This is a genomic window from Dysgonomonas sp. PH5-45 (assembly GCF_029893235.1).
Taxonomy (GTDB): Bacteria; Bacteroidota; Bacteroidia; order Bacteroidales; family Dysgonomonadaceae; genus UBA1309.
The window spans coordinates 1-22486 of the sequence record NZ_JARXWE010000003.1 but is presented as its reverse complement, the minus strand read 5'-3'; the positions used below and the strand labels follow the sequence as shown (position 1 = coordinate 22486).

Here is a 22486-nt window from a genome sequence, read left to right as displayed (position 1 = left end):
TTTAAATTATTAAGAAACCCTAATAAATATTTTATTATTGTATGTGTCTCAATAATAAGGTATTACTTTAAATATGAAAGTAAAATAATTCAAAATATAAAAACTCTAATTCTATTATGTCGCAAACAATGGGTCATATATCTCAGGTAATCGGTCCGGTAGTGGATGTTTATTTTGAGAAAAAGGATAGCGCAGCGAAATTACCGCAAATACATGAAGCTCTACACATTAAAAGACCTGACGGCCGCATATTGGTTGTCGAAGTTCAACAACATATTGGAGAAAACTCGGTTCGTACCGTTGCTATGGATAGTACCGATGGTCTTCGCCGTGGCTTGGAGGTTGTAGCAACCGGCTCGCCCATAGAAGTACCTATCGGAGACCAGGTAAAAGGTCGTTTGATGAATGTTGTAGGTGAATCGATAGATGGCATGAAGCCTGTAAGCAGTGCCGCTTCGTTGCCTATACACAGGGAACCTCCTAAGTTCGAAGACTTGGTTACATCGCGCGAAGTACTGTTCACTGGTATTAAAGTAATCGACTTGCTTGCCCCTTATGCCAAAGGAGGTAAAGTAGGTTTGTTTGGTGGTGCCGGTGTAGGAAAAACCGTGTTGATTATGGAGTTGATCAACAACATTGCAAAAAAACACAATGGATATTCGGTTTTTGCGGGTGTTGGAGAGCGTACGCGCGAAGGTAATGACCTGTTGCGTGAGATGATAGAATCGAACGTTGTTCGCTATGGCGAAGAATTTAAGAAAAGTATGGAAGAAGGTCATTGGGATCTGTCGAAAGTAGATTACAATGAACTTCAAAACTCACAGATATCGTTGGTGTTTGGGCAGATGAACGAACCTCCGGGCGCACGTTCGTCGGTAGCGCTTACGGGGCTAACTGTTGCCGAATCTTTCCGCGATGCAGACCACAAAGACGGAGGTCCTAAAGATATATTGTTCTTTATCGACAACATTTTCCGTTTCACTCAGGCAGGTTCTGAGGTGTCGGCGCTTTTGGGACGTATGCCTTCGGCGGTAGGTTACCAGCCAACTTTGGCATCGGAGATGGGTGCTATGCAAGAGCGTATCACATCTACTAAAAACGGGTCAATCACATCTGTACAGGCGGTTTATGTACCTGCCGATGACTTGACCGACCCTGCTCCCGCCACAACCTTCTCGCACTTGGATGCTACAACCGTATTGAGCCGTAAGATTACAGAGCTTGGTATCTATCCTGCGGTAGACCCATTGGAGTCAACAGCACGCAGTTTGGATCCTAACGTAGTGGGACAAGATCACTACGATGTGGCTCAACGTGTAAAACAAATATTACAACGTAACAAAGAACTTCAGGATATCATATCTATCTTGGGTATGGAAGAGCTTTCGGACGAAGACAAGAAAACGGTTAACCGCGCGCGTCGTGTGCAACGCTTCCTGTCGCAACCATTTAACGTGGCAACGCAGTTTACAGGCGTTCCTGGGGTGATTGTTGATATAGCAGACACAATAAAAGGCTTCAAGATGATTCTTGACGGAGAGGTTGACGACCTTCCCGAACAAGCATTCCTGAACGTTGGAACCATCGAAGACGCAATAGAAAAAGGCCGTAAACTTCAGGTGCAAGCAGCCGGAGCATAAGAGCCCTTGATTCACAACATCCTGAAAAATAAATATTAAGATGAAAGACCTGGATTTAAAAATAATATCGGCCGAAAAATCGCTGTATCAAGGAAAAGCTACCTTTGTGAAGCTACCCGGTACGGAAGGAAATTTCAGTGTACATCATAACCATGCGCCGCTTATCTCATCGCTACAAGCAGGAGAAATAGTTTATGGTAAAAGTGTAGACACTACCGAGACTGTAACAATATCCGGAGGTTTTGTGGAGGTGAAGCAGAATGTGATTACTGTTTGTGTTGAGCAATAATTAAAGTTGTTTATGGCAAAAGACCTGTTTAAAGCAACACTGATAACTACGATTATCGCTTCCGGTATGATGATCGGGGCTTTGGTAGGAGCCGTTACATTTTATTTTGTTCCCACATTCAGCCAACAGTGGTTTGTAGGCATACTGTCGTTCTTTCTGATAACGGAGTTTCTGTTGGTGACGATGGTCGAGGCCTTCAGCCGCAAAAAAGAAAAGAAGCAATTGCAACAGATTTATATGCTGACCAAAGTTATAAAAATAGCGGTATCGCTCATATTTGTCGGTATTTTTGTTGTGATTGAGGGCAAAGAGATGATAAAGCCTTTTGTGGCGGTTTTCATGGCCTTCTATCTTTTGTTTTTGCTTGTTGAATCGATTTTATTTGTAAAAATAGAAAAGCATATAAAAAAAAATAAAGAAAAAAATGAATAGCCAATTTAAATATATACTCTTGCTGTTGTGCGCAATATTTGTTGCCAACACAACGCTTATGGCGTCGGGAGGAAGTACAGAAGAAGGCGGTGAACTGAATGTGAAAGAACTGATTCTTGACCACCTTGGCGATTCGTACGACTGGCATCTTTGGGGCGAAGTATCTGTTCCCCTGCCCGTTATTGTGAAAGGCGAGAATAGTGGCTGGCAGGTGTTCATGTCGTCAAATTTTCATCACGGAACGGTTGAATATAACGGCTTTTATATTGCACAGGAAGGTAGTTACAGAGGCAAGATTGTAGAGAAAAATGCTGCCGGCGAAGAAGTTCGTCCTTGGGATTTTTCGCTTACAAAGAATGCGATGGCTCTGATATTGAGTAGTATCGTACTCATTACTATTATCCTAAGCGTGGCTCGTTGGTATAAGAAACACAATACGCCCGATAATCCGCAAGTAGCAAAAGGGTTTGTCGGATTTATGGAAATGTTCATAATGAGCGTCAACGACGACATTGTTAAACCATGTGTTGGTAAAAATTACAAGAAATTTGCGCCTTATCTTCTGACAGCATTTTTCTTTATTTTCACCAATAATATTATGGGCTTGATTCCTATTTTCCCTTTTGGAGCGAACGTAACGGGAAACATAGCCGTAACTATGGTTTTGGCGGTTTTCACGTTCTTTACGGTAAACGTATTCGGTTCGCGCGAGTACTGGAGGGAAATACTTTGGCCCGATGTACCTACATGGCTTAAGTTCCCCATTCCGCTTATGCCTGTCATCGAGATTGTAGGTATATTTACAAAACCTTTTGCCTTGATGATACGTCTTTTTGCCAATATACTTGCCGGTCACTCTATTGTGTTGGGTCTTGTATGTTTGGTATTCGTAACCGTATCGTTGGGTACGGCCATAAATTCGTCGATGAGTGTTATGTCGGTATTGTTAACCGTGTTTATCAACATGGTAGAAATACTTGTGGCATACATCCAAGCTTATGTATTTACTATGCTTTCGGCGGTGTTTATCGGTTTGGCGCAGGTGGAACCCCATCATGCAAAACATTAAAGGAAAAAATCTAAATCAGAAATTAAATTAATAAAATCAATACTTAAAAATCAAAGAATTATGTTACTATCAGTTTTATTAGAAGCAGCAGGTTTAGCAAGTTTAGGAGCAGCTCTTGGAGCAAGTTTAGCAACAATAGCAGCAGCTATTGGTATCGGAAAAATCGGTGCGTCGGCAATGGAAGGTATCGCTCGTCAACCAGAAGCAAGTAGCGACATCCGTATGTCTATGATTATTGCAGCGGCTCTTATCGAGGGGGTTGCCTTGTTTGCGGTAGTAGTTTGCGGATTTATCATATAAACCAAAGAAAACTAATAAAAAATGCTTTTACAACCTGAAGTCGGTCTTTTATTTTGGATGCTTTTGTCATTCGGGATCGTGTTTTTCATTCTTGCGAAATTCGGATTCCCTGTGATAACAAAGATGGTCGATAACCGCAATGAGTATATCGAAAAATCTTTGGACGCAGCCAAAGAAGCCAACAAACAATTGGCTAATATAAAAGAAGAGAGCGAAGCTATGATAGCTTCGGCAAGAAGCGAGCAGGTGAAAATCTTAAATGATGCAGAAAATACCAGAACCCGTCTTGTAAACGAAGCACGCGAGCAGGCCCGTACCGAAGGCCAGAAGGAGCTGGACGAAATAAGAAGGCAAATACAACTTGAAAAAGAAGAGGCAATCAAGGACATACGTCGTCAGGTTGCCGAACTATCGGTTGGTGTTGCCGAAAAAGTTCTCCGCGACAACTTGCGTACCGACAAGGAACAAATGGCAATGATAGACCGTTTGGTAGACGAGGCTATGGTATCAAAATCTTAATATATTAATAAGTTATGAATTCAGGAACAGTATCTAAGCGTTATGCACGGGCTCTTTTCGAATATGCGAAAGAACAGGGCGTTGAAGACAAGGTTTTTACAGACATGCAAAAGTTAAGCCAAGCCTTGACCAACGATTATTCGCTTCGTACGGCATTAGATAATCCTGTATTGTTTACCAGCGATAAACTTGAACTGACAAAAACAGCGGCCGGAGGCCAGGTATCTGATGCCTTCGTCCGTTTCATAGAATTAGTATTGCATCAGAAAAGGGAAAAAAATCTGCAAACGATCAGTTTAGTATATTTGGATTTATACAGAGACTATAAAAATATTAGTGTAGGCAAGTTAGTAACGGCAGGTTCTATCGATACAGCTGCCCAAGATAAGATAAAACAACTGGTAAATAGCAAGGTGAAAGGTGCTCTCGAATTCGAGACCCGGATAGATCCTGAAATTGGAGGTGGTTTTGTATTATATATCGATACTTATCGATTGGATGCAAGCGTATCTACACAATTAAAGTCAATCAGAGAGCAATTGCTCAGAAGTAACAAAAAAGTTGTGTAACCCTGTGTAAAACCGTTATCGTTAACTTGATGATAGTTTTTTAATAAGAAAAAATTAATATGTCTGGAAATATAAAAGCAAGCGAGGTTTCAGAAGTGTTGAAGATGCAACTGGATGGAATCAGCAACCGTGTTCAGTTTGACGAAACGGGAGTGGTTCTTTCGGTGGGCGATAGCGTGGCTCGTGTATACGGTTTGAAAAATGTAGAATCGAACGAGTTGCTTGAATTCGACAACGGACTGAAAGCCGTAGCGATGAACCTTGAAGAAGATAACGTGGGAGCCGTATTATTGGGTCCTTCGGTATTTGTAAAAGAGGGCGATATCGTGAAACGCACAGGCCTGATTGCCTCTATTAAAGTAGGCGAAGGCTTGTTGGGGCGTGTAATCACTCCTCTGGGCGAACCGATTGACGGAAAAGGAGATATTGAGGGCGAGTTGATTGAAATGCCCCTTGAGCGTAAAGCTCCGGGTGTAATATACCGTCAGCCTGTAACTCAACCTTTGCAAACCGGATTGAAAGCTATTGATGCGATGATTCCTATCGGCCGTGGTCAGCGTGAGTTGATTATCGGCGACCGTCAGACAGGAAAAACCGCAATCGCCATAGATACCATAATCAGCCAAAAAGCCAACTACGAAGCGGGCGATCCTGTTTATTGTATTTATGTTGCTATCGGTCAGAAAGCTTCTTCGGTAGCAAACATTGTTGAAACATTAAAAGAAAAAGGCGCTTTAGACTATACTGTGGTTATTTCTGCTACAGCAGCCGAGCCAGCCGCCTTACAATATTTCGGAGCATTTGCCGGTGCTGCTATTGGCGAATACTTCCGCGATACAGGTCGTCACGCACTTGTTGTTTACGACGACTTGTCGAAACAAGCTGTGGCTTACCGCGAAATTTCTCTGATTTTGAGAAGGCCTCCCGGTCGTGAAGCATATCCCGGTGATATCTTCTACTTGCACTCACGCTTATTGGAGCGTGCGGCCAAAATCATCGAACAGCAAGAGGTTGCCGAGCAAATGAACGACTTGCCCGAATCTTTGAAAGGAAAAGTGAAAGCCGGAGGTTCTCTGACTGCTTTGCCTATCATCGAAACCCAAGCGGGCGACGTTTCGGCCTATATTCCAACCAATGTGATTTCTATTACCGACGGACAGATATTCCTTGACCTTGACTTGTTCAACTCGGGTAACCGTCCGGCCATCGACGTGGGTATTTCCGTTTCGCGTGTGGGTGGTAGTGCACAAACCAAAGCAATGAAAAAAGTTGCGGGTACTTTGAAGATAGACCAAGCTCAATTCCGCGAATTGGAGGCGTTTGCACAATTTGGTGGCGATATGGACCCTGTTACTGCCCTTACAATCAATAAAGGACAGAAAAATGCGGAGTTGCTTATCCAAGCGCAATATTCGCCAATGCCAGTGGAAAAACAAGTGGCTATTCTTTATTGCGGAACTAACGGGCTGCTTAACACCATACCTCTCGACAAGGTTCATAACTTTGAATCTGAGTTCCTGAAAGTATTGGAAACGCAATACAAGGAATCGGTACTTGACGTGCTGAAAAAAGGTCAGTTAACAAACGAAGTTGCCGCTACAATAGAAAAAGTGGCGAAAGAAGTTGCAAGTTTGTATAAAGCTTAAAAATAAAGAAACTCTATGGCATCATTAAAGGAAATAAAAGGCAGGATTGCATCGGTCAATAGTACGAAAAAGATTACTTCAGCCATGAAGATGATTGCATCAGCTAAGTTGCATAAGGCTCAGGCTACAATCGTTTCTTTTTTGCCTTATACACAAAAATTGAATCAAATCCTTACTTGTTTGTTGGCTTCCGACAGCAATTTTGATTCGGCTTATGCGCAAGAGCGTGAAGTGAAAAGAGTTGCTATCGTGGCATTCTCGTCAAACTCAAGCCTTTGCGGAAGCTTTAATGCCAATATCCTTAAAGAGTTCAGCCAAACATATTCGCAGTACGAAAATTTGGGTAAAGAAAATATCCTTGTTTATCCCGTTGGGAAAAAGATAATGGACTTTGCGAACAAATCGAATATAAAGATAGAAGGGCAATTTACGGCTATGGCCGATAAGCCTTCGTTTCAGCCTGTGCTGGAGCTGTCGAACGATTTGGTTTCAAAATTCCTGAACAAAGAGGTAGACAGGATTATTCTCGTTTACACACACTTTAAATCGGCAGGGTCGCAACAAGTTACGAACTCTGTTTATTTGCCTTTCGATTTGGATAGTGTAAGGGAACAAGATGCCCAAGGAGGATCTAATAATGTGCAAACCGACTATATACTTGAACCAACTCGCGAAGAACTTCTTTCGCACCTTATACCTAAGGTTTTGGCTTCAAACTTATATTCAGCCCTGTTAGACTCTAATGCATCCGAACATGCGGCACGGAGTATGGCTATGCAAATAGCAACCGACAATGCTCAAGACCTTGTACAAGACCTTACTGTTGAGTACAACAAGAGTCGTCAGGGTGCTATTACAAACCAGTTGCTCGACATTATCGGAGGAGCGTCTGCTTTGTAGGTTTCTGTTGTATAGAGAAAATAATTCATATCATAAAGAAATAGCGGAAAAGAAGGACATTCTTTTTCGCTATTTTATTAATACAAACCCTATTATTCAAAACATAAGTTCAGCATAAAAATTGCTGTCGTATTTTTTGTATATTTCACAGGGATACTGAACAAAAAAAGAGGCGGTTAAACCTCTTTTTATCTGGATATATTCTCTCTTAGTGATATCTACAAAAACCTGCCATAAGGCTTTATTCCTTAATGTTTTCAATCCACTTCCGGGCATTGATAAATGCTTCTATCCAAGGTGTAACATCGTCTTTGCGGCGCTCGAAGGGATAGTATGCGCATTGCCAAGGGAAGAGCGAACGCTCCAAGTGAGGCATAATAGCCAAATGGCGACCATCCTTAGAACAAACGCCTGCCGTATTGTAGTCCGATCCGTTAGGATTTCCGGGATATGTATCGTAAACGTATTTTGCAACAAACTCATAGTCTTGTTCTGCCTGTGGTAACACAAAACGTCCTTCGCCATGTGTCACCCAGATGCCAAGCTTACTGCCAGATAGTGAACCGAACATAACCGATTTGTTTTCGGGTATCTCTACACTGACGAACGCTGATTCGAGCTTATGTGAGATGTTATGCTCCATCCTTGGTTTTTGTGTGTGTTCGGGATAAACCAGTCCTAATTCCATCATCAACTGGCAACCGTTACATACACCAAGGCTAAGGGTGTCTTTGCGGGCATAGAAATTATCGAGAGCCTGTTTCGCTTTTTCGTTAAACATAAAGCTGCCTGCCCATCCTTTGGCCGAACCAAACACATCGGAGTTCGAAAATCCGCCACAGAACACAATCAGATTTATGTCTTCAAGCGTTTCCCTGCCCGAAGCCAAGTCGGTCATATGTACGTCTTTCACATCGAAGCCTGCAAGATAAAGCGAGTACGCCATTTCACGCTCACCATTTGTTCCCTTTTCGCGGATAACAGCAGCTTTAATACCCGACATTCCCTCCCTGTTGGGCGTTATGCCCAAATTAGAGAAGCGACCCGAAAAGTCGTGCCTTATATTAAATTGCAAAGGTTGATTCTTATAGTTCTCGAAACGGGCTTTAGCGCATTCTTCTCCACTCTGAAGCCTATCAAGTAAATACGACGATTCGTACCAAACGTCTCTCAACTGATCTATATCGAATTCCTGATAAAAGTCGTCTTTCTGAATTGTAAGTTTTCGGTTTTCGGTTGGCCGTGCAACGATAGCGAATCCGAGTCCATAATCTTCCAGAATTTTTTCTACCAGATGATGGTGTTTCACCTGAATGAGAATACCCGGATTTTCGGAAAACAGAATTTTTATCAAATCGGAATGATGCAGTTTATCGAGTCTTGCTTCCAGACCTCCTTTAGGGTTGGCAAAACACATTTCGAGCATAGCGGTTATCATACCACCTGCCGAAATATCGTGTCCGGCAAGGATAAGACCACGGTCTATCAATTCCTGAACGGCATTGAATGCGTTTTTGAAATATTCGCTATCTTTCACGGTGGGAACTTCTTCGCCTACCTTATTCAAAGTTTGGGCAAAGGCCGAACCTCCAAGTTTAAACGTGTCGAACGAAAAATCTATATAGTAAAGGTATGTACCTTTTATATAAGCTAAAACAGGCGAAATAATCTTACGGATGTTTTTTACCTCTGCTGCTGCCGAAATGATAACCGTTCCCGGTGAATATACTTTTTCTTCGCCATATTTCTGTGTCATCGACAAGGAGTCTTTCCCTGTCGGGATGTTTATACCCAAACTACACGCAAAGTTGGAACAAGCCTCCACGGCGTTATATAGACGTGCGTCTTCGCCCGGATTTTTACAGGGCCACATCCAGTTTGCGCTGAGCGATACACTGTTCAACCCTCCTTCGATAGGTGCGAAAACGAGGTTGGTTAAGGCTTCGGCAATAGATACTACCGATCCTGCCGCAGGGTCGACCATCGCCACTTGTGGAGCATGGCCGATTGAAGTTGCGATACCTGTACGTCCCCGATAATCGAGTGCTACGGCTCCGAGGTCGCTCAATGGTAGCTGTATTTCTCCTTGGCATTGCTGACGGGCTATTTTCCCGGTAACCGAACGGTCTACCTTATTTGTGAGCCAGTCTTTGCAAGCAACGGCTTCGAGTTGAAGCACGTTTTCTATATATTCCTTCAGGCCGGAAATATTGTATTCGGGGTTGCTGTAAGTTTCTTCAAGGGTGGTGTCACGCATGATTGTTTTAGGCGCTTTCCCGAAGAAATCTTCCAGATTAAGGTCAATAGGGCGTTTACCGTCTTTTTGCTCAAAAACGAACTTCATATCGTTGGTAGTTTCGCCAACAACATACATAGGCGAGCGTTCACGGTCGGCAACACGCTTAATCATCTCTGTTGTTTCGGCAGGTATGAGCATACCCATTCTTTCCTGGCTTTCGTTTCCTACAATTTCTTTCGACGAAAGGGTAGGATCGCCAACAGGAAGTTTGTCTACCTCGATAATACCACCTGTGTGTTCCACCAACTCAGACAAGCAGTTCAGGTGACCGCCTGCACCATGGTCGTGGATGGAAACTATCGGGTTATTGTCCGATTCGGACAGTGTACGGATAACGTTCGATGTCCGTTTTTGCATTTCGGGGTTGGCACGCTGTACGGCATTCAGCTCAATTCCACTCGAATACTGACCTGTGTTGACCGACGAGACTGCGCCTCCGCCCATTCCTATACGGTAGTTGTCTCCACCGAGGATAACAACCTTTTCGCCCGGAGTGGGCTCTGCTTTCAGTGCGTCCCGCTTATTAGCAAAGCCTACACCTCCGGCAAGCATTATTACTTTATCGTAAGCAAATTTCTTCGCGTTTTCTTCGTGTTCCAGCGTGAGCAACGAACCGCAGATAAGGGGTTGCCCAAATTTATTCCCAAAATCGGAAGCTCCGTTCGATGCCTTTATAAGAATCTCTTCGGGTGTTTGGTATAGCCATTGGCGCTCGGCCATACCTTGTTCCCATTTGCGGCCTGCCTTTGTGCGGGGATAGGCTGTCATATAAACTGCTGTGCCGGCAATAGGCAGCGAGCCACGGCCTCCGGCCAGACGGTCGCGTATTTCGCCTCCCGTTCCTGTTGCAGCACCGTTGAAAGGTTCTACTGTGGTTGGGAAATTATGTGTTTCGGCTTTCAAAGAGATAACCGATTTTATTTGTTTTGTTTGGAAGTAATCGGGCTTATCGCCTGTTGCGGGAGCAAATTGCTCAATTTCGGGTCCGTCGCTGAAAGCAACATTGTCTTTGTAAGCCGAAACAAGTCTGTTTGGATTTTCGGCCGATGTTTTCTTTATCAGTTTAAATAGTGAACTTTCCTTTTCCTCGCCATCAATAATAAACGTTCCGTTAAATATTTTATGGCGGCAGTGTTCCGAATTTACTTGCGAGAAACCAAACACTTCACTATCGGTAAGCTTCCTACCAAGTTTTTTGCTCAAATCGTTCAGATATCCAACCTCGTCATCGCTCAGTGCCAAACCTTCTTTGCGGTTGTAGGCTTCAATATCGTCAATCTCGATGATTGGTTCGGGCTGCTTATCTATTGTAAATAAATCCTGCGTAAGCCCACTGTATATTTGCTGGAGCATGGGGTCGAATTTCGCATCTTGGCTCGATACAAAGTACTCTTCGATGCGGAGAATGCCTGCAATGCCCATATTTTGGGTTATTTCAACGGCATTTGTACTCCACGGAGTAATCATTTCCTTACGAGGCCCCACATAATAGCCATCTATCTGGGAGGTATCGAGCATTTGCGCTTCGCCAAAGAGCCAAGTTAATTTCTGAACATCGGCAGGGTTTAATACTAAATCGGTTTGAACTGCAATAATAACATCCTTAGCAGGATTCTGGAAGAAAGCAACCATATTTTCTTTTTGTAACTTGTTAGTAAGTTTCTGAAATGTGGAACAAAGTTAATGAAAAGTACAGAGCTATTAAAACAAAATCTATACAGAAAACATATTATTTCTGAAAACAAAAATAAGACAGAGCGATATATGCCGAAATTATAATGAAAGAAGAATACTTTGTAATTCAAATTGCTATTTATGGTTTGTGCGAATAATAAAAAGAGTATACACCCGAATGAGTATAATAAGTTTAATCAAAAAGCAATTTTCGGTTACAGTATAAATCTTATTAGCATATATTTAGCAATATCCGAGAAAGTCATTTCAAATCCGTGGCGCATTTAGAATATGAAAATTCATTATCTGAGAAATAAGATATATCCATTTTGTCATCCTGAGTGAAACGAAGGATCTTTAATAAAAAAACAGAGACTCTTCACTTTGTTCAGAAACAACGTTCGATGAGTGTAGGTGATTCAATGGTAAGAATTGCAAATTGCTTATAATGAGAAATTTGTGGTGAGTTATTTAGGTGCGTCACGGGTTATTTTAATTCTCTTTCCATAGATAATGTAGTATGTTCTGTGCAAAGGTTAAGGGATTAAATTCTTTATTGATTTATTTTATAAAAGGCAACTTGATATTAATATAACTAATCGAAAAATAGTTAAAAAACAGGAGGTATATCCATATTGTTAAATAAACCTCTTTTTATTTTAAAAAATGTAAATAAATGAGCTTATGGTGTGCGAAAATATAACATTACAAGATGTCATAAAAGGTTCTGGATTTTTTTATTTTCGCATATTTCTTCAGTATGCAGTAATGCTTATGAATAAAGGATTATGGGGCTAATTGTAAAGAATTTTTTTAAGAAAAACAGAACAGAAAAAAGGTGCTCTCAATCTGTGAAATCTACGTATTCGTATTTTAACATATTTGCCACAATATTCATTTCGGGGCTTTTTTGTTCGTTTTTTATAATTATATTTGTCGTCTGAATAATGAATTGAAATAATGGGAAGCCCAAAAACAAGAATTCGCAACTGTGCTTTTATTGTCCAAAATTTGGATAGTACCGTTATTTTATTAGAGAGAGAGAGAGAGAGAGAGAGAGAGAGCCTCACATAAGGGTCGATTAATATCTCTATTTTTTTCATTTTTTGTACAGAATATAGAAATATATGTTTCTATTTTCATATCATTAGGTGCGTGTACATGTGCGCGCATTATACGAAATAATTTTATCAGAAAAAAGGTCAGGGTATTTTTTTATAAAAAAATATATCCTGTTTTTTTGTGCCCTACATCTACCAACAATAAAAAATTAACATTTAATTTTTTTCGTTCAATATATTATCCGAGAGCTTTACAAAAAAGGGGTCGGGGAGTTCCTATTTTATATTTGCCTTTCATTCGATTCGATTTAATTGCCGTGCCGTTTGCGAAAATAGTAAGCAATATGTACAAATTGGAAAAGGACTCCCCTTCCATTTTTTGTGCCAAAGATGCACTAACATCAATACAATCAAATAATTTAAAAATGGCACACAATACGATTTGTATTGATTAAGTGTGTGTTAAACTGATTATAGATATTATAACAGGTTCTTAATCAAGAAGAAGATAAGGAATGCTTGAAAAATATGTTAATAACAATAATTAGAAAGGAATGATAAAAAAGGTGAAAACAACAAAACTACAAACAGCACATCATCAGTTAGTTCTAAAAAAAATGTTTATTCTGATATGTGTAACATTTACAGCATTATCTACACATTCTCAGGTAACGATAGGTAAAGACGTTCCGCCTCATGAGGGTGCCGCCTTAGAAATAGTCTCGAACAGTAACAAAGGCTTGTTGTTACCGAGGTTGTTTCTTGTATCTGCAACAGCTTGGAATCCTCCGATGACAAGTAGTAGTTCCGTTGATGGTATGACGGTGTATAACACTAATAGTACCCCTGAAAATGGGCTCGATGGAGTTGGGGTTTACACATGGGTAAATAACCGATGGTATAAGCTCGATAATCAGGATTGTCCTGTTCCGGCCCGGCCCGGTAGTATATCTATTTCGGATAATGGCCCTTTTGATCAAGGAGATAAGTTTACAGCTTCGGTGGCGGCCGTAAGTGGTGCTACTTCTTATATATGGGAATTAGCCGATGGTCTAATGGGATTTTCTACAACCAACCAAATCTCTATTACAGCCGTTTTTGATGGTAATTATCCTGCCGGAAGTATCAAGGTCAGGGCTGTTAATAGTTGTGGTATAAGTGAAGAACAGTCTTTTGCAACGGCGCTTATTGTGAATTATGTTAATCCTTGCGTAGAGTGCGAAAAACCCGGAACTCTCGATAAAATTATATTTACATATTATGTTGTAAACAATGACGATCCGGTGAGTATTAACCGCACTGACCAGATGAGAGCGGAGGTAACGCCTGTTAGCGGTGCTGATTTTTATTATTGGGTATTGCCCAACGGATTGAGCGGATATTCTACAAGTTCAGTAATAACAATAACCGGCGATGTGGCCGGAACATACGCCAAGGGAACAATAAAGGTTTATGCGGTTAACGATTGTGGATATAGTATGATAACCAACGATCAGCAAAGTATTTTAGTAAGGTGTCCTGAGCCCGGAACTATTAATTCAAGGAATATACGGATATATCCAAAGCAAGTAATAGTAGGAGGAGAGGCTATACTTGTCGTACCTACTGCAAGATACGCAACCTCATACAAGTATGACTTAACGAGTCTGGGGATTACACCTATTGTTAGTTCATCTTCCATATTTTATCCTTTCAATATCCCTTCGAACCTACCGGAAGGTACTTATGCGATTAACGTAACACCGGTAAATGATTGTGCGGAAGGCGATAGAGCAACTATATCGGTAGATGTTCAAACCGGATCGTCATGTCCTGTGCCGGATCAGCCGGGCGTATTAAATTTTAGTTCACGAGTACTTAATAATGGTGATAACTTAACCATTTCCATGTCGAGCTATCCTTCGGGTAATGACATATATTATGAATGGTTTTATCCCGACGATGTATTCGAAGCTGATATGAACTTAACTGTCGGACCTTCAATCACACTCAAGGTAATTGCTTCAGGAAGAACTATTGATGCCTCCGAAATTATGGTTATTGCCAACAGTAGTTGCGAATCAAGTTTCCCAAGAACCGGAACCGGAACTATTGTAACGCAGTAAAAAAAAGCATAGATAGTAGAATGAAGAGTTGTTTTATATATAACCAAAATAATCAAGTAAAATGAAAAAGAAAGCATATATAATACTTATATTTTTTGCACTATTTATATCGGCTAATGCCCAGGTAACAATTGGTAGGGGTACGGCTGCCCATGCGGGATCTATTCTGGAAATAGAATCGAATAGTAGTAAAGGACTTTTGCTGCCACGGGTTTCGTTGGCACGGTACGATTACTGGCAGCCTCTTGAGGGAACTCCGGATGATGGAATGCTTGTTTTTAATACTAACACCTCAACCCTCAATAATTTGAAAGGAAAGGGTACGTATGTATGGTACAATAACCGGTGGAATATCTTACAGCGGGCGTCTTCTCCCTGCACATCGGCTCCTGGTACCCCTGTCAGCATCTCTTTTAATACTCGTACAATAGATAAAGGCAGTAATAACCTTTTTATTGTAGCCTCAGTGCCCGAAGTTAAAGGTGCAAGTTCTTATAGCTGGGTTTTGCCGGTAGGGTTAACAGGTACTTCGAACGAAAACTATATTACTATTACAGCAAGTGCCTCAGGAAGTTATGATGCCTCTCAAATAAAGGTGTCGGTTAGCAATGATTGTGGTTCTGGCTCACAAGTATCGGGTACCGGTACAATTGAGGTTAATTAATTAGGTGGAGTCTGTTCATCGTGACTCATAACTCGAATTCTCCTAACTTTTATAAAATAAAATAATGAAATCAAAAAAAATAAATAATATATTATTGAGAATAGCTTTTGTTTTAGCCTGTTTAATGCTATTCACCAATCCGTCTTATTCGCAGGTGGCTATAGGTAAGGATGTTAAAGCTCAAGATGGCGCAGCACTCGAATTATATTCCGACAACAAAGGCTTGCTTCTGCCTAAGGTAGCTTTAACATCTGCTATTGTGTGGAATCCTTTGTTCGGAAGCGCAACTGAAGGTATGATTGTATATAATGAAAATGATATTAAGACTTTAGAAAGTGGACTGGAAGGTATTGGAGTATACGTATGGTCTGATGGTGCATGGCATTTGCTGGACGGCGAGGGATGTGCTGTGCCAGCTATGCCGGGGCAAATAACATTTACGCCGGTCGGTCCGATAGATCAGGGCGATAAATTTACTGCATCGATAGCAGCCGTGGACGGAGCTACGTCTTATATCTGGGAGCTACCCGAGGGATTAATGGGTTTTTCTACAACTTCAACTATTGAAATTACAGCAGTTAAGGATGGAACTTACAGTGCTGGCACCATAAAGGTGAAAGCTGTAAATGATTGCGGCATCGGAGAAGCCCGTGCTTCTTCGATAGCAATGGTTGTAAATCCGGTCAATCCTTGCGTGGATTGCCCCAAGCCCGGGGATATAGGGCCTATTTCTTTTAGTAGTAGAACAATCAATAAAGGAGATACTTTTACGGCCTCGATAACACCTGTAACCAATGCCACCGCCGATTTTTATTATTGGGTATTGCCCAATGGGCTGACAGGACATTCTTCAGGCCCTTCTATAACAATAACTGCCGAAAAAACAGGTAATTATTCGGGTGAAGATATTATAGTTTATGCGGTTAACGATTGTGGATATGTATCGGGAAAAGGAACCGGATTTATAAATGTAACAATCCCCGATCCTTGTCCTATACCTGATACTCCGGGCAAAATAACTTTTTATCCTAAATATTCAAGTCTTGGTAGCCTTATGATTGTTTCAGTAGAACCGGTTGCGGGAGCCGATTATTACGAATGGGTGCTGCCTTCAATACTATCATCGACTCCGATAATAACTAATGTACCTTATCTAAGCTTCAGTGTACCCAGTTCAATACCCCCCGGAGACTATACAGTTAAAGTGAGGGCTGTAAATAATTGTGGAGAAAGTGGTTATTCTGAGGATATCATGTATTTTGTTAGGGCTGGGGTATGTGTAGTCTTGTCCGAGCATATTTCTGAAATGAGATTTAATAATACAGTACAAGGCTCTCTTTATGTTTCTTTGAGTGGATATCCGGCCGTTATAGGTATACCCACATATTATATATGGACATATCCCGAAGAATATTTAGAACCGATGGCAGGTTCTTACAGTAATGGTTTGTGTGTTGTTAAAGAAGGTAATGCATTAAGGTTTAAGGTTCTTAAGTCCGGAACTTTCGACGGTAGCCAGATTACTGTATTTGCCCGGAACTATTGTTCGCAAACATCAGTGCTTCATGGTTCTGGTAGCGTGACGGTTACAAAATAACAGGTACACAGTATAAACCAGTCAAGATATTCGGTTCTTCCTACTTTAATGATTGTAGGGAGAACCGAATGCTTTTTAGGATTTATCTCCTTTTTATTGGTGTTTTAGTTGTTGCTTGCGGGAATAAATGACCAACCGTTAACAAGGAAAATGAAACTATAATATAACCCTATTTTATATGAACAATAAAAGCCATATTTCTGAAAGGAGAAGTGTTTAGCAGAAAAACAAAGGAGAAAAATGTGCGTTGGATTTGATATATTTTGCTTAATTTCACGGCAAATTATTTTGAGAAAATACAGCGTAAAAACGCGTGGATAGGCGAATCTTTGAATTGTTACCTCAAGCCTTGAGGAATTTCGCTTACTGTCTTTTCCAGAAGATTATCACCCAAAGATATTTTTCATGACTACCGATTGGTTTATATTATTATACGATTTCCCTCAATGGGATTCCGATTTGCTGGTATGGATAAATGAAAAGCAACACAGTTTGCTCGATCCTGCCATGATTTTTTTCAGTACATATTTCTTCTGGGGAGCCATTTTGATATTGATTCTCTGTTTTATGGCATATAAATACCGAAAACGAGGAACAATAGCCGTTTTCTTTTTGTTAATGACAATAGGGCTGAACAGCGGATTGAGTAATCTTCTGAAAATAATTGTCATGCGCCCTCGCCCATGCGAGGCTCTCAACGGTGTGGTCAATGTATTGGAGGATTGTGGTAGCAGTTATAGTTTTTTTTCGGCACACTCGTCCAATTCATTTTGTTTGGCTCTGTTTACCGCACTGTTCTTCAGAAACAGGTATTATTCGATGTTCATTTTCTTCTGGGCTACCCTCATTGCATATAGCCGTATGTACGTAGGCAAGCATTACCCGTTGGATGTTGTTTGCGGAATTGCGTTTGGGTTGTTGATGGGATGGTTAGGCTACAAAACGTATCAAAAGTATGAAGCTAAGAAATTGTTGAACGGTTAAATGTTTGATTATGAAAAAGTATTTTGTGTTATTACTGCTGGTTTTCCTCTTTTTTTCGTGTAACAAAAAAGCCGACAAAGTATTTCAGGATAGGTGGATTGAACATGTTGTGGAAAAATATCCAGATATGAAAACCGTTGAAAGTTTTATCCAATATGACAATCAAGACAGGCTTTCGTGTTACGTGGATGTGACGGTTCACAATGGCATCACATCTTACTTTGCGATAGATTCGGTTAAATACGAAGAAGATGAAGTAATAATGTTCGACCGTTTCGATAAGCGTATTTTTCGCTACAAGATGGAGGAGGGTTATGCCACAGAGTGTTACGTTACATCCCTAAGTGGCCGGTATATAGTGCGTTTCTTTTACGAAAAAAGCTATCTGGTACGCATCGTTGAGGAACGTCCTATTAGTTTTGCCAAAGGCCCGGAGGTTTTTTGCGATATAAAATACAATGCCGACCATCAGGCTATTGGTTTTAAGAACAAATATTACGATTATAAGTTTCTGCCATCGCTAAGCATCGAAAACAAAAACTCCTTGCTGCTACCTCCTATCTATTTAGGAGACTACAAGCCTGCTTTCTATGCCGGAATATTGGGTAAAACAACCCAAATGATGATATACCAGTGTATCGACAATAAAACCGGAGCCAAAACCGACTACGAATACGTCGATTACAAAAACGGAATGACTTTGGCTTTAATAAATGAAAAAGGAGAAGGCACATCGTTCAATTACGTATTCCGCGACAAAGAAGAAAAACCTGCTCAGAGGTAACTCAAAACAGGCATACATATAAAAAATACCGACATCTTCTTTTAAGAAAATGCCGGTAATGATTTGTATAAAATGGAGGAATTAATCCCTAAACTTCCATGTCAATCGGGTCTTCTCATGAACTTTTAGCTTTATAGAAGAGTCCGTATTCCTTTCAAACCAGGCTTCATTGACTTTTTGTATTATTTCAGTTTGGTTAAACATTATTGTGTCAGTTTTTGATAAGATGACTAATAGCCCATTAAAATAATTACTATTGGAATCAATTAGTTCCGTCTTCGATTTTTCTCCATAAACAACATCTAAAAATGCTAATGAATCAGGTTTTAAAACCCTCTGATAGCGCATTGTTAACTTGCCATTTTGAAGATTACTATACAAATTATTTTTTTGCATTACCATTTTCATATCAGAATCGTTTCCTACATCTAAAATATCTATTTTATAAACTTGGATATCATGGTCTGTTTTATTTTGGATGTAAATATATTTCTTAGAAACACATCCATAGCCAATAAAAAACAGAAAAAACAATAATAAAAATATGTTTGTCCTCATATTATACAATTAAAAAGGGATAGATATTTCATAACTTTTGTATTTTCAAATATTTTATATTCTATTTTCGTGGTTTTATTGAACGAGGATAAATGGTTATAGCCCCAATTTAATTGCTATTATGTTTCATAATTTATGTTTAGCTATCTTATATTTCAACTGATAGGACTGTGGTACTTTGTTTACCCCTATTCTATCTATTTTATTAATAAAAACTTCATAATCACCAACTTCCCAGGCTTCCCAAGCAGCTTCTAATTCTTGTTTTTGCATCAATTCAGATGTGTAGTCTTCACTTTGTTGTATAATGTTTTTTTTCAAAAATTCCACATTTCCATTTAACATTTCTGCACCTTTCCTTGTTTTAAATAATACAGAAAGATTTTGTACGAAAGTTTCTGATGTTACTTCTTCAATAGACAAATTAGAATCAAAAAGTTCTTTAACAACATTGTTATTTAATGGGTATAATGCACCTTCTTTACCTATCTCAATAAGGTGTGATTTATCATATTTATTAAATACTACATTTATCTTTAAAATTAAAGATTTAAATTGTATAGTATTTTCAGATTCTCTTATTATGTTAAATCCATATTCTTGAAATATTGGAAAAAGCTGTGCTTTTACAAGTGATGTAAATTTCATAGTATAAGTTATTTGAATGGTGGTAGCCATGCTCCTCTATTTGAATTATAAATCCAACCACGACTTTGTAATGTAAACCTTTCAGCATTCAAGAAGCCTCTTGTAGGAATAAGACTACCTTTAGGAGTACGGTATGAATCGTATATTGGGTTTCCTAATTTCATTTCCATACGTAATGATCCATAGTTGGCTTTCCAATTTAGCTTAGGTGTTCCTTGGTCGGGGAGATGTAACATATAGTCTCCAGTTTTCCATCCTGTTTGTTCGCTTGTTTGTTCTGCTCCCCACTTAAATAAGTTCAATCCTCCTTTAGCTGTTTCTATTTGTGCTGCCTGCTTACTTGCTCCTGTAAAAGGGTTTACATTTTTCTGGTGAGCCATTCTAAAACCAGTTGCGGCTCCAGTTGTAGCACCTATGCCGAATCCAGTTAGGGCACTATTGAATCCAGCATCTAAAGCACCTCCTATATCTCCTCCATTATTGGCAAGAGTTAATGCAGTAGTCATGGTAAAGCCCATAGCAGAACTAGAAATACCTCCTGCTACAGCTTGTTGTAAAACAGGACTATTTATGCCTGAAACCATCTTCCCTATATGAGGAGAAATAAAACTTCCACAATAGCTTGAAGCTCCACCTAGCGCCCCCCCCATTATTCCATCGAAAAAAACCTGCTGACCGTTAATATTATCTGAGTTCCATGTTCCGTTTGAACCAAACCCTTGATTCACTATAGAGTTTCCAGCACCCATAATAGCCCCACCTAAAAGCGGAGAACCGTATAAACTTGCTACACCGCCTACAGCCCCTACTCCAAATAAGGAAAATCCTTGCCCCCAACTGTGTATATTGCCTTGGATAGCATTTACAGTAACATTAATAGCTCCTCCTACAACAGCTGCTATTATATCATCAATTATGAGCCACTCTCCATCAGGATCTGTATATTTCAACGGATTATTCAGTGCATAAGTATATCTATTGAAATTTTGGCTGAAATCGGGTGCTTGTACATATGGATCGGGCGAAAGGAAACGTCCAAGGGTTGGGTCATACAGTCGGACATTCACTAATCGCTATCTGAAATACTCAAACACACCTACTCGTTTGATACAAACGAGTCATTCTTTTTTTCGTTTTTTATATGCATTTTTATCTTTCCAAAACCATTTTTTCTTCAACAACCAGTTAGTGGAATCAATCCGGTTTTCTAATGGATGAAATGAATATTCTCTTTCTCCTTTATAAGCAGGATAAATTTCTTTTATCTCTTTTGGGGATAAAATGATGAAATAAACCATATCGACACCTATATCTGTCATCAATCCATTATCCACTACTTTTTGAAATTTGATTGTATCTTTTGATAAAACATAATTACCCCAAACCGGACTTCTATGAGTTATCGTATCCATTCTATGAGAATAACTAGAGGCTAATCCATCTGAATAAAACATTATATAATGAGATCCTCCATCATAATAATATCCCTCAATATTAATCAATGTATCAATACCTGTATATTTGCCATCATATTTATATTTAAAACCAATTGGTTTTATTAAATATCCAAAAACACAAGAACAGAACAGTATACCTATAAAAAGGCAAATAAATAATTTAAACTTCATATTTCAATACATAGAATTTGGTTTATATCTTCCTACTTGATAATAAAAACTATTATGATGGGTTCCTCTTTTAAAGTTAGGGGAGGCGATAAAAGGTAAATGATGAAATCCATTTTGAACCATGTCGCCAATAGCTCGATGATTATATCCAATCCGAGTAACAGCTCCGTTTTTATGTTTATATCCTATGTATAATGGGCTTGACAATTGTTTCCCTTCCTTATATGTATTATATTTATTATTAAAGATTTTAGACCCATTACTATTCGTATCATAATTTTCTTTTCCATTTATGTTTGGGTCTGTAGTATATACATTTGTCCCTATCATCCAATTCTTATACCCAAATTCAATAGCGTTACTTCTGAACTTATCTCCGTCAAATGCAAATTTATCATTTTCCCATCGTAAAGAATAATCTCCTGCTCTGCCTCCAATGGTACCTGTTCTTTGTGCAGGCCAAGCCGAATTATTTAATAATGAATTAACACCAAAGTAATTTTTTGGTATGAATGAACTAATCAGTCTTTGGTTCAATATCTTGAATGCCTCACTAAGACGGTTTAATCTAAGATTAAATGTTTGATAGGATGGCAAATAAGGAAACCAAGAGGAAAGATATTCTGATGCGAAAGTATGTATATCCTTGACCAATAAATACTTTTGACAATGTCCTGCAAATAGGTAAATTGTCATTATTTCCTGATCGGTAAATACGGGATTGGAATTATTACTATATCTTTGACAGTAATACTTCAGTTCTGAATCGTATAAATCACAGATATACATATAAATCTTTATCAGTTTAAGCTCTTTCTTCTTGGGAATCATAATTAAAAAAATAATGGGAATTATTCTTTTAAGTTAATGATTTTCAAGAGATTGAGCAAATATTCAACGCGCTTATTTCATTGATAATAAATAATTTAACTAAACAAATCAGCGAATTGTTTCAACTACTGATTCGCATTAATAATGATTTCTTCAGGTCCATGATTTTTAATATAAACTTCCAATCCATTTTTAGAGCCTGTTTAAAAACGACAAATTATTAAAAAACAAATTGGGTATCAGTTGTTTAAGTGGGTGTTTATTCGTAACTTTAAGATTACCAAGTCAT

Annotated in this window: 20 protein-coding genes and 1 pseudogene; 14 read left to right on the top strand and 7 right to left on the bottom strand. The window is 39.4% G+C overall.

The window, feature by feature from the left end; translation table 11 throughout:
- The first annotated feature begins 116 nt into the window (after nt 1-116).
- Genes atpD through M2132_RS01945 form a run of 9 tightly spaced genes read left to right on the top strand, consistent with a single transcriptional unit; the run spans nt 117 to nt 7364 of the window.
- Nucleotides 117-1640: a F0F1 ATP synthase subunit beta gene (atpD, locus tag M2132_RS01985; protein ID WP_280670939.1), complete on the top strand. Its 1524-nt coding sequence runs from the start codon at nt 117-119 to the stop codon at nt 1638-1640.
- 40 nt (nt 1641-1680) lie between these two features.
- On the top strand, nt 1681-1929 hold the full coding sequence (atpC, locus tag M2132_RS01980; RefSeq protein ID WP_280670941.1) for an ATP synthase F1 subunit epsilon: 249 nt from the start codon (nt 1681-1683) through the stop codon (nt 1927-1929).
- 12 nt (nt 1930-1941) lie between these two features.
- Entirely contained in the window at nt 1942-2361 is a 420-nt protein-coding gene (locus M2132_RS01975) for a hypothetical protein (protein ID WP_280670943.1), read from the top strand.
- A 58-nt stretch (nt 2362-2419) separates the two neighbouring features.
- Nucleotides 2420-3430: a F0F1 ATP synthase subunit A gene (gene atpB, locus M2132_RS01970; protein ID WP_280670980.1), complete on the top strand. Its 1011-nt coding sequence runs from the start codon at nt 2420-2422 to the stop codon at nt 3428-3430.
- Nucleotides 3431-3490: 60 nt separating this feature from the next.
- Complete coding sequence (gene atpE / locus M2132_RS01965; RefSeq protein ID WP_280670945.1) at nt 3491-3730, top strand: ATP synthase F0 subunit C; 240 nt, start codon at nt 3491-3493, stop codon at nt 3728-3730.
- Nucleotides 3731-3751: 21 nt separating this feature from the next.
- A complete protein-coding gene (gene atpF, locus M2132_RS01960) occupies nt 3752-4249 on the top strand; it encodes a F0F1 ATP synthase subunit B (protein ID WP_280670947.1) in 498 nt (165 codons plus the stop codon).
- A 14-nt stretch (nt 4250-4263) separates the two neighbouring features.
- Entirely contained in the window at nt 4264-4818 is a 555-nt protein-coding gene (locus tag M2132_RS01955) for a F0F1 ATP synthase subunit delta (protein ID WP_280670950.1), read from the top strand.
- 59 nt (nt 4819-4877) lie between these two features.
- Nucleotides 4878-6464 carry a F0F1 ATP synthase subunit alpha gene (atpA, locus tag M2132_RS01950; protein WP_280670952.1) on the top strand — a complete coding sequence of 529 codons (1587 nt, stop codon included), beginning with the start codon at nt 4878-4880 and terminating at the stop codon, nt 6462-6464.
- Nucleotides 6465-6479: 15 nt separating this feature from the next.
- Complete coding sequence (locus tag M2132_RS01945; protein WP_280670954.1) at nt 6480-7364, top strand: F0F1 ATP synthase subunit gamma; 885 nt, start codon at nt 6480-6482, stop codon at nt 7362-7364.
- Nucleotides 7365-7605: 241 nt separating this feature from the next.
- Here the strand turns inward: M2132_RS01945 and purL are convergent, their stop codons facing one another.
- Nucleotides 7606-11295: a phosphoribosylformylglycinamidine synthase gene (gene purL / locus M2132_RS01940; RefSeq protein WP_407932406.1), complete on the bottom strand. Its 3690-nt coding sequence runs from the start codon at nt 11293-11295 to the stop codon at nt 7606-7608.
- A gap of 1720 nt (nt 11296-13015) precedes the next feature.
- On the opposite strand from purL, the gene M2132_RS01935 reads away from it, so the two are divergent.
- From M2132_RS01935 to M2132_RS01915, 5 genes are all read left to right on the top strand, one after another.
- Nucleotides 13016-14503, top strand: a complete 1488-nt coding sequence (locus M2132_RS01935; protein WP_280670956.1) for a hypothetical protein — start codon at nt 13016-13018, stop codon at nt 14501-14503.
- Between the two features lie 61 nt (nt 14504-14564).
- The gene (locus M2132_RS01930; RefSeq protein WP_280670958.1) at nt 14565-15167 is read left to right on the top strand and encodes a hypothetical protein; all 603 of its coding nucleotides are present in this window, start codon (nt 14565-14567) and stop codon (nt 15165-15167) included.
- A gap of 64 nt (nt 15168-15231) precedes the next feature.
- The gene (locus M2132_RS01925; protein WP_280670960.1) at nt 15232-16764 is read left to right on the top strand and encodes a hypothetical protein; all 1533 of its coding nucleotides are present in this window, start codon (nt 15232-15234) and stop codon (nt 16762-16764) included.
- Between the two features lie 405 nt (nt 16765-17169).
- The gene (locus M2132_RS01920; RefSeq protein WP_280670962.1) at nt 17170-17748 is read left to right on the top strand and encodes a phosphatase PAP2 family protein; all 579 of its coding nucleotides are present in this window, start codon (nt 17170-17172) and stop codon (nt 17746-17748) included.
- 10 nt (nt 17749-17758) lie between these two features.
- Complete coding sequence (locus M2132_RS01915) at nt 17759-18532, top strand: DUF4595 domain-containing protein (RefSeq protein WP_280670964.1); 774 nt, start codon at nt 17759-17761, stop codon at nt 18530-18532.
- An 81-nt stretch (nt 18533-18613) separates the two neighbouring features.
- On the opposite strand, the gene M2132_RS01910 is transcribed toward M2132_RS01915, so the two are convergent.
- The 6 genes and pseudogenes from M2132_RS01910 to M2132_RS01890 all read right to left on the bottom strand — a co-directional run bounded on the left by M2132_RS01910 (nt 18614) and on the right by M2132_RS01890 (nt 22197).
- Complete coding sequence (locus M2132_RS01910; RefSeq protein ID WP_280670966.1) at nt 18614-19090, bottom strand: hypothetical protein; 477 nt, start codon at nt 19088-19090, stop codon at nt 18614-18616.
- A 126-nt stretch (nt 19091-19216) separates the two neighbouring features.
- Nucleotides 19217-19738, bottom strand: a complete 522-nt coding sequence (locus M2132_RS01905; protein ID WP_280670968.1) for a hypothetical protein — start codon at nt 19736-19738, stop codon at nt 19217-19219.
- 8 nt (nt 19739-19746) lie between these two features.
- Nucleotides 19747-20688, bottom strand: coding sequence for a hypothetical protein (locus M2132_RS01900; RefSeq protein WP_407932408.1), 942 nt, complete (start codon nt 20686-20688; stop codon nt 19747-19749).
- Nucleotides 20689-20724: 36 nt separating this feature from the next.
- Nucleotides 20725-20805 (bottom strand): annotated as a pseudogene (locus tag M2132_RS12095) (hypothetical protein); the annotation flags it as partial.
- Between the two features lie 51 nt (nt 20806-20856).
- Complete coding sequence (locus M2132_RS01895) at nt 20857-21366, bottom strand: hypothetical protein (protein WP_280670972.1); 510 nt, start codon at nt 21364-21366, stop codon at nt 20857-20859.
- A gap of 3 nt (nt 21367-21369) precedes the next feature.
- A complete protein-coding gene (locus M2132_RS01890; protein WP_280670974.1) occupies nt 21370-22197 on the bottom strand; it encodes a polymorphic toxin type 23 domain-containing protein in 828 nt (275 codons plus the stop codon).
- Nucleotides 22198-22486: the final 289 nt, after the last annotated feature.